This window comes from Ottowia sp. VDI28, from assembly GCF_049532675.1.
Classification (GTDB): Bacteria; Pseudomonadota; Gammaproteobacteria; order Burkholderiales; family Burkholderiaceae_C; genus Ottowia.
Window position 1 is genome coordinate 1,608,022 of sequence record NZ_CP149820.1, and the last position, 12,967, is coordinate 1,620,988.

A 12,967-nucleotide genomic window follows, 5' to 3' on the forward strand; every position below is an offset into this window, starting at 1 on the left:
AGGCCAAGTCCGATGAGTTGGTTAACAAGGCCTCAGTTAACGCGCCGGTTTACAAAACTAACCCTGTTAACGAACAGCAGACGGTTGAGGCTGTAGCGCAGACGCAGGCGGGTATTCGGCTTGCGCAGCGGGAGGATATTCACCGTGCCCGGCAGATTGTCTTACCACCAATCCCTAGTTCCTGTTACCGCGTCGCTTGCTGCCACAAGGCTCCCGTGTCTAAAAGCAGCTGGTAGCGCGCACGTAAAGCATCCATTCGCGTTGATTGGACCGCTCTCACAGCCTCAAGCGCCTGTCGACGGGTCAATAAGAGTGCCTGAACGTCCAACTCTCCCGCTGCATAAGCCTTCTGGCTTAACTGAGTGGTCTCCTGTACCGCTTTAGCTGCGTCCACGGCCAGCTTCCAACGATCGAAGTTACCTATCGCTTCCCGGAACCGGGTAGCTACCTGCAGTTCCAACTCGCGTTGTTGACGTTCAAATCCAGCACGCGCGACATCGACTTGACGTAGAGATTCAAGAGCTGCCTGCTGCCGATAGGTTCCGCCAATGGGAATACTGACGCTTAAACCAACAATCCGTTCGCTTCGTCTGGCCTCAGAACTCACGAACATTCCAACCGTTGGGTCAGGGGTGCGTTCCGCGCGCACTCTTTCGGCGGCCAGTTCAGCGCGGACTACGGCCTGCCTTGCTGCAACCAACGAGGGGTGATCTGCCGTCGCGCGCTGGCGCCACTGGTCTTCGCCTAGCTCCAAGGGCGCGGGGTCTGGTTGAGACCGTGCTTGAGCTGGCAACGTGGGGTATCTAACTTGCAAAGCCGCTAAAGCTTTCGCCTCAGCTGTTGCAGCCTCGGCTACTTGCCGCCGAGCCTCTACCAGATCGGCTCTTGCAACGTTGGACTCTAGACGTGACGCGTCACCAGCTTTGCGCCTCAAATCTACCGTGCGTTGGTTTTCTTCTGCTAGCCAGACCTGATCTTCCAAGGCGGCACGCGTGTTCTGTGCGGCTTGCCAATCCAGCCAAGTTTGGAGCAGTGTCTCTGCTGCTTCGATGCGTGCCTTTCCCAATTGCGCACGAGCGAGTTCTTCCGTCGATTGACCTAGTCGACGGTCCAAGTCTGCCTTTCCACCCCAACGAATTGGTCGCTCTATTTGGACGGTCCATTCATTGGACCCGCTCTCACCCTTAGTCCTCCGGCGTTGTGCATTCCCCCCGACCGTCCATTCATACGGGCCTGCCGCAATCATGGCAGCGCTATGACGTGAGGCCTCAAGAGCATGACGAGCTTGGACTACTGCAGGGTCCTGCTCTATGGCCAGTTGAGCCTGGTTCGCATCTGGGAGTTCGGCGGGCAGTGCTTGACCAAAGGACTGCAAAGCAGTAGTCAGGATGAGAGATATCAGCCCGGTGCGCAGAATTGTCATGATGTGAAGTTGTTTCATTTGATTTCTCCGACGTGGCTCAAAGGCACCGTCCAATAACGCAATCCTGTTCCAGCAAAGTCGACGCGAAGTGTCTCAAGCAGTTCAGTCAGCTCTGCAGGTCCTGTCAGGATCTGCAACTGGATGGCATGACTACGACCCATGACCTGTTCACTCTTGTCAAGAAGACCATGAGCCATCCCGTGGCTGAAAGTCGGTGTAGTGGTGAAGATCCGGTCTGTCACATTGGCAAGTAATGCGTCCAATAACTTCTCCTCTACTTCAGGCGGACACAACACGGTTAGGCAAAGCTCAGACATGTGTCAACTCCTTTGCGTCGCCAGAATATGGGCGGGTTGTAGATTGGCCGAAGCGCAAATAAAGGATGGGTAAAAGAATCAAGGTCAGCGCGGTCGCGGTGATGAGCCCGCCAATCACCACGATGGCCAGAGGGCGTTGGATTTCTGATCCGGGGCCGGTCGCAAACAGCAAGGGAATCAACCCAAATGCAGTAATAGCTGCCGTCATCAATACCGGCCTTAGTCGGCGCTTTGCACCTTGGACAACGCAAGCCAGTGGATCTAAGCCTTCGGCGCGCAACTGATTGAAGTAACTGACGAGCACTAGACCATTCAGTACTGCGATGCCGAGCAAGGCGATAAAGCCGACCGACGCAGGCACCGAGAGATACTCTCCTGTGACCCAGAGCGCAATGACTCCACCCACTAGCGCGAAAGGGATGTTGCTAAGCACAAGAAGTGCTTGGCGGATAGATCCAAACGTGGTGAACAAAATGACAAAAATGAAGGCTAGCGATAGCGGAACCACCAGAGCCAACCGGGCGGCGGCACGCTGCTGGTTTTCGAACTGCCCGCCCCAAGCGATGCGATAGCCTGTTGGCAAACTAACGTTCTGGTCAATCTTGGCGCGCGCCTCCTCGACAAATCCAACCAGATCGCGCCCAGCCACATTGGCAATCACTACGCTATAGCGGCTGCCCATTTCACGATCAATCTTCACCGGGCCGCTGGTCCGCTCCAATCGAGCCAAAGTGCGAAGGGGGACACTCTGGCCGTCTGGGGCCGTGATTCGCAATGCCTCAAACTCTGCTGGGGAAATCCGCACAGCGTCGGTGCCACGCATCACGATTGGGATACGGCGGTTACCGTCAATCACTGTCCCTGCGCGCTGACCCTCTATCTGCACGCGTAGAGCGTTCTGCACGTCTTCCATTGACAACCCGTAGCGACCTGCAGCCAGCCGGTCGACTATGACGCTAAGGTACTGGACTCCATCGTTTTCGACCGTGTAGACATCCTGGTTGCCTGGAACCTCCTTGACCAGCTTTTCTATTTGGGCTGCCAACTGGTTTAGCTTGTTCAAGTCGGGTCCGAAAACCTTGATTGCCACGTCGCCTCGAACGCCGATGATCATCTCGGACACCCGCATATCAATTGGCTGTGTGAAGCTGTATCCCACCCCTGGTAAATCGTCCAACACGGCGCGAATCCGATCTTGCAGTACTTCCTTGTTCTCGGCAGACCATTGGTCGCGAGGCTTGAGGACCAGAAAGGTATCTGTCTGGTTTAAGCCCATGGGGTCAAGCCCGATCTCATCTGAGCCCGCACGGGCGACGACACCAGTGATCTCGGGAATCGCTCCCATCAGCGCCTGTTGAATGCGGAGGTCTAGCGCGGCAGTCTGCTCTAGACTTACGGAGGGCAGCTTTTCGATACCCACGATGATGTCGCCTTCGTCCATCGCTGGCATGAATGTTTTGCCGACCAAGGTGTAGACCCCTGCCGCAGCGGCGAGCATCGCAGTTGCAAGGACAAAGACCAGCTTTTGGCGTTTCAGCGCAAAGATCAGGGTTGGTTCGTAGAGAGCTGCCAATTTCCGTGGCAGCCAAGGGTCATCGTGCACTCCGCGCTTGATGAGGAAGGACGACAGAACTGGAATGATGGTCAGCGACAAGAGCAGAGAACTGGCCAGCGCGAATACGATGGTCATTGCGACGGGCACGAAGAACTTACCTTCCAGACCTTGAAGGGTCAGTAGCGGCAGGAACACGACAACAATGATGAGGATGCCTGCCGCGACCGGCACAGCGACCTCGCGGACCGCTCGGAACACGATGTGGAGGCGGGGGAGCCGCTTACTCTCTTTTTCATTGCCAAGGTGCTGGACCACGTTCTCAACCACCACCACTGCCGCATCCACAAGCATGCCCAACGCAATAGCGAGCCCGCCCAGGCTCATCAGGTTGGCCGACATACCGGTCATTCGCATCAAAATGAAGGTTGCCAATGCGGTCAGGGGCAGCACGAGGGCTACAGTAAGAGCGGCGCGGAGGTTGCCAAGGAAAGCGCCCAATAACACCAAAACCAACACTGTTGCTTCCAGTAGCGCCTTCGAAACGGTTCCTACAGCCTTTTCAACCAAGCTGGCCCGGTTGTAGAAAACGTTCAATTCAATGCCTTCGGGCAGCGTGGGCTTCAGCTCTGCGATCTTTTGTTGCACACCCTCGACCACTTTTTGAGCATTCGCGCCAGCCAAGCCCAGTACTAATCCTTGAACAGCCTCACCTTTACCATCCTTGGTAACAACACCGTAGCGGGTCACGCTCCCGTCGCGCACTGTCGCGACCTCCCCAAGTCTGACGGTCTCGCCCTTGTCGGCCTTGACGACTACTGCGCGCAGGTCCTCCGCGTCGCGGATGCTTCCCTCGCTACGAACCAGTAGCACCTCGTCGCCTTCGCTGAGCCTTCCTGCACCATCGTTGCGGTTGTTGGTCTCAATCGCAGCCTTGACTTGCATCGTGGATATCCCTACCGCAGCCAGACGAACCGGGTCAGGTACGACTTCAAAGCTGTGCACCTTGCCGCCCAGGGCGTTGACGTCTGCTACTCCCACCACTGAGCGCAAAGCTGGCCGAATAACCCAGTCCAGCAAGTTGCGCCGCTCTTCCAACGAATAGCGCTCACCTTCAATGGTGAACATGAACATCTCACCCAGTGGTGTGGTGATAGGAGCCATACCGCCGCTAATCCCTGCCGGAAGGTCGCCTAGAATTCCAGATAAGCGCTCCGATACCTGCTGGCGTGCCCAGTAAATATCGGTGCCGTCTTCAAAGTCGATCGTCACGTCGACGATGCCGTACTTGGACACCGATCGCAGCATGCGTTGCTTTGGAATGCCCAGCATCTCGACCTCTATCGGCAAGGCGATGCGGCTTTCAATTTCCTCGGGGGTCATTCCCGGGGCTTTCATGATGACCTTGACCTGGGTGCTGGCTACGTCTGGAAACGCATCAATCGGAAGATCTTTGAAAGCCAGCCAACCGGCGCCCGCTAGCAATAAGCCTGCAAGCAGCACAAACAAGCGCTGTGCGAGCGCAAAATGAACTAAGCGCGACAGCATGTTAGTTGCTCCCGCCTTTACCGAGCCAAGCTGCTTTCAGTGCGATGACTGAGGAGACGGCGATCTGCTGTCCCGGGCGCAATTCGCCTACTACGAACAGCGATTGACCGGCTCCTGCCTGCACGGTGACGCGCGTGGCCGTGAAGCCCTCAGGCGTGCGTACAAATAGAAAAGCATCGTTGTCCTGACGAACCACAGATGACACTGGAACGGCCCATCCGCCTGTCGCGCTAAACGGCACGCGCACCTGCAACGCTTCGCCTACACGTACTTGCTCAGCGCCTTTGGTTACCTCTGAGCGCAATGTCACCGTCTGGCTGTCTGAAACTATTGGCCCAAACCCGACGACCTTGGCTAACAGCTTGCGGTCGACCCCCTCCAAAATCGCTCCCTTGGGCGCAACCTGAGACTGCCTGGCAACTGGAATCTGAACGTCCAACCAGAGCTTGCGCGTATCAGCCACGCGCAACAGCGCTTCTGCGGGCTGCACCCGTTGTCCTGGCTTGGCGTCGATTCTGGTCACGATGCCGGGGCTGCGGGCGTAGAGCAACAAAGCGTCTTGCATCGCCCCTCCTTGGGCGACACGCCGGATCATCCCCGCATCGGCCCCAGAAAGCCTTAGTGCCGACTCTGCCTGAGTTTGGCGGATGCGCGCCTCAGACGCTGCAGCCTGCGATTCTTGGATTCGCCGCTCTGGGATGATTCCTTCAGAAAACAAAGCTTGTTCTCGGACCAATGTTTGCTGCGCGAGTCGCGACCGCGAGGCGGCTTCGGCTAGGCGCAACTGTAGTTCACCAAGCTCCGGGCTTACCAGTCGCACCAAAGGCTGCCCCGTTTTCACGAGCTCGTTCTCTGTAACCAGCAATTGGTCAATGCTCCCGCCCAACGGTGCGCTGAGTACAACTTCCTGCGCTGGGGGTAGCACTACACGTGCGGGATATGCTAAGCCCGCGATCGGTGCCGGATTTTCCAAAGTCTGTAACTGAATACCCAAGGCTTGCAATTGCGCTGGAGACACTTTGAAGCTCTCGGCCTGTGCAAGTTGCGCTGCGCTCGAAGCGGCGAGCAAGATGATGGTGCGCGCGAGCGCCATCCTAACAAGATGATGAAACATGAAACCTCCACGACGGAACCCGGCGCACCGTTTGGTGCACCACTGAAAGCGGAAAAAGAATGCTTCAGGCGCGGATGGGAGGCGCGCGTCCGTCTGGAGGTAGGCTTCGTTGGACGATCGGCGGCGGCCGGTCTAGTGGTAACGGTGTTCCGGTCACTACCTCACGAACCGCGAGTACTAGCCGGAACGAGGTCGATGGGTAGAGCGGTTTGTCTGCCTCCGGATTGGGGGCGGGGTCACCTAATTGTGGTCGTAGATCCGCGAGCAGTGCTGTGGTCGCATGGAAAGCTTCTGGGCTGCTCTCATGGCTCTCGCAGAAGTCTTGCCTGTCGATGGAATGACCGAAGCCTTCGATAGCAACCATCTCGTCTACACGAGAATCATGATGATGCTGATGCCAGGGGGCACTGACTTGGTCTGCTATCAACACGACGGCCAGGAGGCAGCGTAACCACCAGCCAACGACATGTCGAGAAGGCAAGCGGGCGACATTGATCTTCATTCGCGCGTTCCTCCTATAGGGAGATTCGGGAGGAACGGCATAGTACTCACCGGTGCTCGCCAAAACCGCTGATTTTCCTGAAGAGACGCCTTAATAGAGAGCGTCTCGGGATTGAATGGCGATTTATTGCTGTGCACCGCAAGCCTTGATCTCAAGCCAGTACGTCGCGTACCAAGCCATAGGGCAATATCTGGTACTCCAGGATATTGGTGGCCACGCCGACACCATGAAAAGTCGCAAATACCAGCGTAGCAAGCCCAGGGTTTGGTTGAATGATCCTCCAGCGTTGAAATCCCCCAAGGTTGTCCACAACTTTGTAGACCACAGACAGACCAAGCATCACGTTGATCAGGTATATGTTGGTTCCTAGACCAAAATAGACTCCAAAAATCATGGCAGTGAAATGGCCGAGCACAAAAAGGCTCACGTAGGTGCCGACGTGCGTGAGCCGGAATAGGAAGAAGAAAACCCCCATCAAAAAGAGGATGTGGCCAAGATTTAGGAGCATGTGTCCTATCCCAGGGGCTATGAGCGTAAGCAGATCCAGACGGGTAGGTCCCTGTAAATGACCGTTTTCTCTTGGATCCGCCGCGTCAGCCATGGCGTCTGGAACTCCTAGGGCGATCGTCAACGTGAGCGAGACCAATACACGATGAGATAGAAAAAAGAGCAGGCTTCTCGGCGCAGGCAATGCTAGCGATGACCCGATAGATCCGAGGTTGCAAAACCTGCTAAAAAGCGAAGCCAAAAAATCAGCAGTGATCTGGGAAAAGATGAACGGAGATGGGCGCGGAACCGCGCAACCACTACGACTAAGCAATGTCATTCCCGTGTCCATTTTTTGTCTCCGAGGTCATGCCAACTTGACATGGAGAAATTCATGCAAACGCCTCCACAATTTTGGCCAATGGCAGAGGGCTTTAGTGGCAGATATCGCGACAGAGGCATGATGAACGTCGATAGGAACACTTTTCGATACAGATTGACTGCAGCGCGCGAAGTGCCAATTAGCAATGACTACAAAGAGGGCGCTCTACGCTAACCTGAGGAAACGAATGATTGATTTAACCTGGGGGGAGGATAACATAGAGTCATGGAAAATCTACACACACATGAGACTCACGCTGCCATCGTCAAGCGCCTGAAGCGAGCAAACGGGCATCTGGCTAGCGTGATCCAGATGATTGAGGGCGGACGCGAGTGCTTGGACATTGCTCAACAACTTCAAGCCGTTGAGAAAGCGATCTCTCAAGCCAAGAAGACGCTTGTGCAGGACCACATTGACCACTGTCTGGAACATGCCATTGCGGATGCTGGGAAAGCCGGTGCACGCTCATTAGTCGCCCCTGCAAAACTCCTGCAATCCGCATGAATGCTGACGATCTGGGGTGATTCCGAATGGTCAGAACTCCCAAAGAGATATTCAATAGAGCCTGTTTTCTGGGAGTTTTTGAAAGCAGCGCCATGACTGACGATTTTTTCCGTAACCGTCTGGACCAGATGATTGATTTGCGCCACCCTCTGGCAGTGCTGGCCAGTCGCATGCCCTGGCAAGAGATCGAGGCATCGCTGGCTCAGCGCTGGGCGCGGCAGATCAAGGCTGGCAGGAAGATTGAGGATCTGGACCTGTTTGGAGCGGTATCTGGCGTGGCAGATGGACGAATCTCCAACGCTGGGCGGCCACGGTTGCCCACCCGGCTGATGGTGGCGCTGCTTTACCTCAAGCATGCTTTCAATGAGAGCGACGAAGACGTCATACAGCGCTGGGGCGAAACGCCCACGTGGCAATACTTTTCGGGCAACGAATACTTTGAGCACCGCTGGCCTTGCGACCCAACCCAACTGGGGCGCTTTCGCAAAGCCCTGGGCGAAGAAGGCGTGGAAGAACTGCTGGCACGCACCATGGAGGTGGCCGTCAACCTTAAGCTCATTGCCAGGCAGGAACTGGCCCGAGTGATCGTGGACTCCACCGTCCAGGAGAAAGCCGTTGCCCACCCCACCGACAGCAAGTTGCTGGAGACAGCACGCGCCAAAGTGGTCCAGGAGGCCAAGGCCGCAGGCATCGAGCTGAAGCAAACCTATGCCAAAGAAGGCCGGGAACTTCGATTCAAGGCTGGCCGTTACGCCCATGCGCGGCAATTCAAACGCATGCGCAAGGTCATCAAACGCCAGCGCACCATCGTGCAAAGGCTGCAGCGCGAGGTGGGCCGCAAGATGAGCACGCTGGCTCAGGCGGTGCAGCAAGCCTTGGGTCACACGCTGGACAAGGCCAAACGGTTGGTCATGCAGACGCTCAGCCGCAAGGCGATGGACAACCGCGCCAAGCTCTACAGTTGGCACGCACCGGAGGTTGAGTGCATCTCAAAAGGCAAGAGTCGCAACCCCTATGAATTTGGGGTGAAGGTCGGTCTGGCCATGACGCTCAAGGGCAACCTGATCGTGGGCGCCAGGAGCTTTCCCGGCAATCCGTATGACGGTCACACCTTGCACGAGCAGATCGAACAGAGCACGATCCTGATGCAAAGCCTGGGCGTCAAGCCGCAGGTGGTCTATGCCGACCTGGGATACCGGGGTGTGGACAAGGACAACCCGGACATTGAGATCAAGCACCGCGGCAAAGACAAGCGACTGACCAACGAAGAGCGCAGACTGCTCAAACGACGTCAGGCGATCGAACCGATCATCGGTCACCTCAAGGCCGATCACCGCATGGACCGCTGCCATCTCAAAGGCTCAGAGGGCGATGCGCTGCACGCGGTGCTGTGCGCCGCGGGATACAACATTCAGTGGCTGCTGAGAATGATCGCCAAAAAAGGCCTGGGCCTTTTGTTGTGCCTGTTGCAGGCAAGAATTTCGGTCGCCCTGATTGCGAAATTGGCCGAAATCATCGGCCATCACCGACTACAAAAAACAGATCAACGTTGGGCCTTGGGTTGAAACGAATTTTGCAGGGACGACTCATTAGATGAGTTCAAGCAAATTACTCGCTACCTCTGAGAGAGCTTTCCATGTGGAACTTACTTGCTAATCGAACTTATCGGCATTTGTTCGCTGCACAAGTGATTGCGTTGGTGGGCACGGGGCTAGCCACAGTGGCCCTAGGGCTGCTGGCATTCGACTTGGCGGGGCAAGATGCTGGCATGGTCTTGGGGACGGCGCTGGCCATCAAAATGGCAGCCTACGTTCTTGTGGCGCCGGTCGCCACTGCATTGGCTCAGGGGCTGCCTAGGCGCACGACTCTCGTTGCGTTGGATTTAGTCCGTGGCTTTGTGGCGCTGCTTCTGCCCTTTGTATCCCAGATCTGGCAGATTTACCTGTTGATATTCATACTGCAGGCCGCGTCTGCCGCATTCACGCCGCTATTCCAAGCCACTATTCCGGAAGTGCTTCCGGACGAGCGTGAGTACACCAAGGCTCTATCACTCTCACGGTTGGCTTACGATTTGGAGACCCTTCTAAGCCCATTGCTTGCCGCAGCGCTACTGACTGTAATTGGGTTTCACGACCTATTCGCCGGTACTGTAGTTGGCTTCCTGGCTTCAGCTGTGCTTGTCGTCAGTGTCAAGCTTCCGGCATTGGCGAAGTCTGAGAAGCGCAGCATCTACGAACGCACGACAAGAGGCTTACGGGTTTTCCTGGCAACGCCGAGGTTGCGTGGACTATTGGCCGTCAATGGGGCGGCTGCAGCTGCAGTATCGATGGTTTTCGTCAACACGGTGTTTCTGGTTCAAGCGCGCTGGGGAATGCCACAAAGTTCGGTAGCTCTCGCGCTCGCGGCTTTCGGTGCAGGGTCAATAGTTGTCGCTCTTGCGTTGCCACCGCTTCTTGAACGCTGGCCCGACCGACCGGTCATGCTACTTGGTGTTGCCTCGTTGGCTGTAACGATGTTGCTCGGTAGTTTTTTCGCTAGCTACCCCGTACTGCTAGTTTTGTGGTTTTTGGCGGGTGCCGGATACTCTGCGGCCATGACACCCACAGGGAGGGTCATAAGGCGCTCAGCTGCGCCGTCCGATCGACCCGCTCTGTTTGCGGCGCAGTTCGCGCTGTCCCACGGGTGTTGGCTCTTGTTCTACCCGTTGGCAGGATGGGCAGGTGCACGCTTGGGTGTGACCGCCACGTTTCTCATGCTGGGCCTATTTGGAGCTGCCGCCACTGCTCTGGCATGGCGGATTTGGCCGGAACATGATCCGGAAATCGTCGAGCACACGCACGCCGACTTGCCGGTGAATGCCTCGCATCTAGAGAAAGAAAGTGCCGGGACAGGCGTTCGACACGCACACGCCTACTTTATCGACGACCTTCATCCATCTTGGCCCCGCTCGTAAGAAGTTTCGGCTCGATCGTGAAGGATCAACCATAGATCGCTGAGGGGAATCGGCGCCGGAGACTGTTTGCAAATTCCGGGTCCTTCTCGACCAGAAAGAGTCTTTCCGGCGGCGATCCCTTTTCAATGAGTAGTTGCGTGAATACGCCTGTTCCAGGGCCCAGTTCCACGACAACCCCACCCTCCGGATCGATTTCGCGGGTGATCAACAGGCCAACTGACGACTCGATGGCGCGACCGTGCCGATCTCCTCGGGGCTGGCCAGCCATTGCCGAAGGAAGGTCGCACGTTCGGTCGAAGTCGACATGAACAAGCCTTTCATGGGTTGATGGCAATTTCCGCGCGCACAGACACTTACCACGACAGCATTTGTCGGGCTGGCGTGGGACGCTGTGCTGAGCGGTCATCGCAGCGGAAGGGCGCTCGCCTGGTCGAACCAGGCGAGCGCGCAACCTCACTGAACGCGCTTGAGTTGGCTGTAGTCCCCGCGAGTGCGTAGGACCACTTCAACATTGGCTGGGCTGCGATTACGCCAGAACCAGCCATGGTTTCCCGTGAAGTCCGCAGTCAACACTCCTTCGTCTTTCTGGACACCACGTCCCTTTTCGTAGCTGATTGACTTGCCCCCACCATCGCCGTGTGTGTCGTAGTTGACGACACCACCATTGACCACCCAGGCGTATTCGGCCTTGGCTCCTTGCTTCATCACCAGTTTGATCTCAATCCCCTGACCGGGAGGTAAGGTAAAGCGTTCTTCATCTTTCCAAGTGGCTTGGGTCGGAACAGGCGCCGGTAAGGCAACGGCGGGGGCTCCGCGGTTGGCTGCGACAGCAGGAGCTTGCGTGGGAGAAGGACTGGCGCTGGCGCCGTTGGACTGGGCATCGACCGAGGCATCCGCAGCTGCTTCTGCTGCCAGTTGTGTCTTGATCTCGCCCATCTCGGTGAGGCGCAGCACGCGACCTACGCCGCTCGGATCGATGCCATACTCGGATGGCAGGATCACGGTGATGAGCAGCACCAGAGCGGAAACCGCAGCAATGATGGTGGAGCGCAGCAGTTGTTTAGACGATGGGAGTTCGGATAGGGGGGTAGGTTGCTGTTGTACATGAATACGGTCTATGCGATATTAGGAGACGAAGAGGCCGGTCAACTGGAGGCCCACGAGCATGAAGCCCAGGCTCATCATGACCACGTTGGCGCTGTATGCGTAGCGCAAAAAGCTGGACGTGCGGCGCCAGTAACCCATGGCGATGAGAATCACGCCGAGCGCCAGGAGCTGGCCCAGCTCCACTCCGACATTGAACGCCAGCAAATTGGGCACTAGGCCATCAGGAGATATCTGGTACTCCAGGATCTTTGTGGCCAGGCCAAAGCCGTGAAACAGACCGAACACCAGGGTCGCTACTTTGGTGTTGGGCTGAAAACCCAGCCACCGCTGGAAGGCACCCATGTTGTCGAGCGCCTTGTAGACCACGGATAAGCCGATGATGGCGTCGATGACGTAGCTGTTGATTCCGACGTTGAAGTACACGCCCAGAACCATGGTGGTGGAGTGGCCCAGCGCGAACAGGCTGACGTAGATGGCGATGTGCTTCATCCTGTACAGGAAAAAGATGACGCCGAACAGGAAAAGGATGTGATCGTAGCCCGTCATCATGTGCTTGGCACCCAGGTAGACGAAGGGCAGTAGGTTCACCCCCGAGATTTCCTGGATGTAGCCCTTGTCGCCTTCGGTGACGGCGTGGGCTAGGGCATCGACAGTGCCGGTCAGAAGCGCGATGAAAACTAGCGTAATGAGGAGCAGACGTCCCCGCCATGTCAGCCATGGCAGATCCGCCAGCCCATCGTGAAAACGGCTGTGCATGAAAAAAACTCCAAAAGAATAGAAACAAGAGCGACGAACACAGCGCGCGCAAGCGCGCCTGTTCAGGCGTTTTCTAGGTCTCTCGGAGGTCTATCCAGCCGGAAGATTGGCATTCGATCAACCTGAGAACGCACCGTCGCGTGCCAGGCGGATGGCCTCGGTATCCAGTCGGTTATGCCTTCCTGTGTGGTGTGCGCTTTGTCGTGGAAATGATCGTGGGCGTGATGGGGGTGCGCTGAATCTGCCGTAGCTCCTGTGGACTCGTCGTCGTGCGCATGACCATGTGCAAGGTCAATGTTGTTATCGAGACTGTGATCGACAGC

11 protein-coding genes are annotated in these 12,967 nt (G+C 56.7%); 4 read left to right on the plus strand and 7 right to left on the minus strand.

The genetic code is table 11. From position 1 onward, the window contains the following. Positions 1-184: 184 nt before the first annotated feature. From WJU18_RS07585 to WJU18_RS07600, 4 genes are read right to left on the minus strand one after another with little or no spacing between them, the layout of a single operon-like run. Positions 185-1,441, minus strand: a complete 1,257-nt coding sequence (locus WJU18_RS07585) for a TolC family protein (protein ID WP_423459496.1) — start codon at positions 1,439-1,441, stop codon at positions 185-187. Next, on the minus strand, positions 1,438-1,740 hold the full coding sequence (locus tag WJU18_RS07590; protein WP_423459497.1) for a DUF3240 family protein: 303 nt from the start codon (positions 1,738-1,740) through the stop codon (positions 1,438-1,440). The genes WJU18_RS07585 and WJU18_RS07590 overlap by 4 nt, the downstream gene beginning before the upstream one ends. Beyond that, positions 1,733-4,840 (minus strand): efflux RND transporter permease subunit, encoded by a 3,108-nt coding sequence (locus WJU18_RS07595; RefSeq protein WP_423459498.1) that lies wholly within the window; start codon positions 4,838-4,840, stop codon positions 1,733-1,735. Before WJU18_RS07595 ends, WJU18_RS07590 begins: the two co-directional genes overlap by 8 nt. A gap of 1 nt (position 4,841) precedes the next feature. Continuing rightward, on the minus strand, positions 4,842-5,954 hold the full coding sequence (locus tag WJU18_RS07600) for an efflux RND transporter periplasmic adaptor subunit (RefSeq protein ID WP_423459499.1): 1,113 nt from the start codon (positions 5,952-5,954) through the stop codon (positions 4,842-4,844). A gap of 304 nt (positions 5,955-6,258) precedes the next feature. Between WJU18_RS07600 and WJU18_RS07605 the strand changes: the two genes are divergently transcribed. Beyond that, positions 6,259-6,405 (plus strand): hypothetical protein, encoded by a 147-nt coding sequence (locus WJU18_RS07605; RefSeq protein ID WP_423459500.1) that lies wholly within the window; start codon positions 6,259-6,261, stop codon positions 6,403-6,405. 202 nt (positions 6,406-6,607) lie between these two features. On the opposite strand, the gene WJU18_RS07610 is transcribed toward WJU18_RS07605, so the two are convergent. Next, complete coding sequence (locus WJU18_RS07610; RefSeq protein WP_423459501.1) at positions 6,608-7,294, minus strand: HupE/UreJ family protein; 687 nt, start codon at positions 7,292-7,294, stop codon at positions 6,608-6,610. A gap of 255 nt (positions 7,295-7,549) precedes the next feature. Between WJU18_RS07610 and WJU18_RS07615 the strand changes: the two genes are divergently transcribed. The 3 genes from WJU18_RS07615 (at position 7,550) to WJU18_RS07625 (ending at position 10,781) form a co-directional block, all read left to right on the plus strand. Further along, complete coding sequence (locus tag WJU18_RS07615) at positions 7,550-7,828, plus strand: metal-sensing transcriptional repressor (RefSeq protein ID WP_423459502.1); 279 nt, start codon at positions 7,550-7,552, stop codon at positions 7,826-7,828. A 92-nt stretch (positions 7,829-7,920) separates the two neighbouring features. Continuing rightward, positions 7,921-9,393, plus strand: coding sequence for an IS5 family transposase (locus tag WJU18_RS07620; RefSeq protein WP_423459503.1), 1,473 nt, complete (start codon positions 7,921-7,923; stop codon positions 9,391-9,393). Between the two features lie 71 nt (positions 9,394-9,464). Further along, positions 9,465-10,781, plus strand: coding sequence for an MFS transporter (locus WJU18_RS07625; RefSeq protein ID WP_423459504.1), 1,317 nt, complete (start codon positions 9,465-9,467; stop codon positions 10,779-10,781). Between the two features lie 453 nt (positions 10,782-11,234). Here WJU18_RS07625 and WJU18_RS07630 read toward each other — a convergent pair whose 3' ends face one another. Continuing rightward, positions 11,235-11,798 carry a transmembrane anchor protein gene (locus WJU18_RS07630; protein ID WP_423459505.1) on the minus strand — a complete coding sequence of 188 codons (564 nt, stop codon included), beginning with the start codon at positions 11,796-11,798 and terminating at the stop codon, positions 11,235-11,237. Positions 11,799-11,906: 108 nt separating this feature from the next. Next, entirely contained in the window at positions 11,907-12,644 is a 738-nt protein-coding gene (locus WJU18_RS07635; RefSeq protein ID WP_423459506.1) for a HupE/UreJ family protein, read from the minus strand. Positions 12,645-12,967: the final 323 nt, after the last annotated feature.

What these genes read in the sequence shown, in the direction of transcription:
- WJU18_RS07585 (WP_423459496.1), bottom strand. Translation starts at nt 1,441, where the DNA reads ATGAAACAACTTCACATCATGACAATTCTGCGCACCGGGCTGATATCT.
- WJU18_RS07590 (WP_423459497.1), bottom strand. Translation starts at nt 1,740, where the DNA reads ATGTCTGAGCTTTGCCTAACCGTGTTGTGTCCGCCTGAAGTAGAGGAG.
- WJU18_RS07595 (WP_423459498.1), bottom strand. Translation starts at nt 4,840, where the DNA reads ATGCTGTCGCGCTTAGTTCATTTTGCGCTCGCACAGCGCTTGTTTGTG.
- WJU18_RS07600 (WP_423459499.1), bottom strand. Translation starts at nt 5,954, where the DNA reads ATGTTTCATCATCTTGTTAGGATGGCGCTCGCGCGCACCATCATCTTG.
- WJU18_RS07605 (WP_423459500.1), top strand. Translation starts at nt 6,259, where the DNA reads ATGGCTCTCGCAGAAGTCTTGCCTGTCGATGGAATGACCGAAGCCTTC.
- WJU18_RS07610 (WP_423459501.1), bottom strand. Translation starts at nt 7,294, where the DNA reads ATGGACACGGGAATGACATTGCTTAGTCGTAGTGGTTGCGCGGTTCCG.
- WJU18_RS07615 (WP_423459502.1), top strand. Translation starts at nt 7,550, where the DNA reads ATGGAAAATCTACACACACATGAGACTCACGCTGCCATCGTCAAGCGC.
- WJU18_RS07620 (WP_423459503.1), top strand. Translation starts at nt 7,921, where the DNA reads ATGACTGACGATTTTTTCCGTAACCGTCTGGACCAGATGATTGATTTG.
- WJU18_RS07625 (WP_423459504.1), top strand. Translation starts at nt 9,465, where the DNA reads ATGTGGAACTTACTTGCTAATCGAACTTATCGGCATTTGTTCGCTGCA.
- WJU18_RS07635 (WP_423459506.1), bottom strand. Translation starts at nt 12,644, where the DNA reads ATGCACAGCCGTTTTCACGATGGGCTGGCGGATCTGCCATGGCTGACA.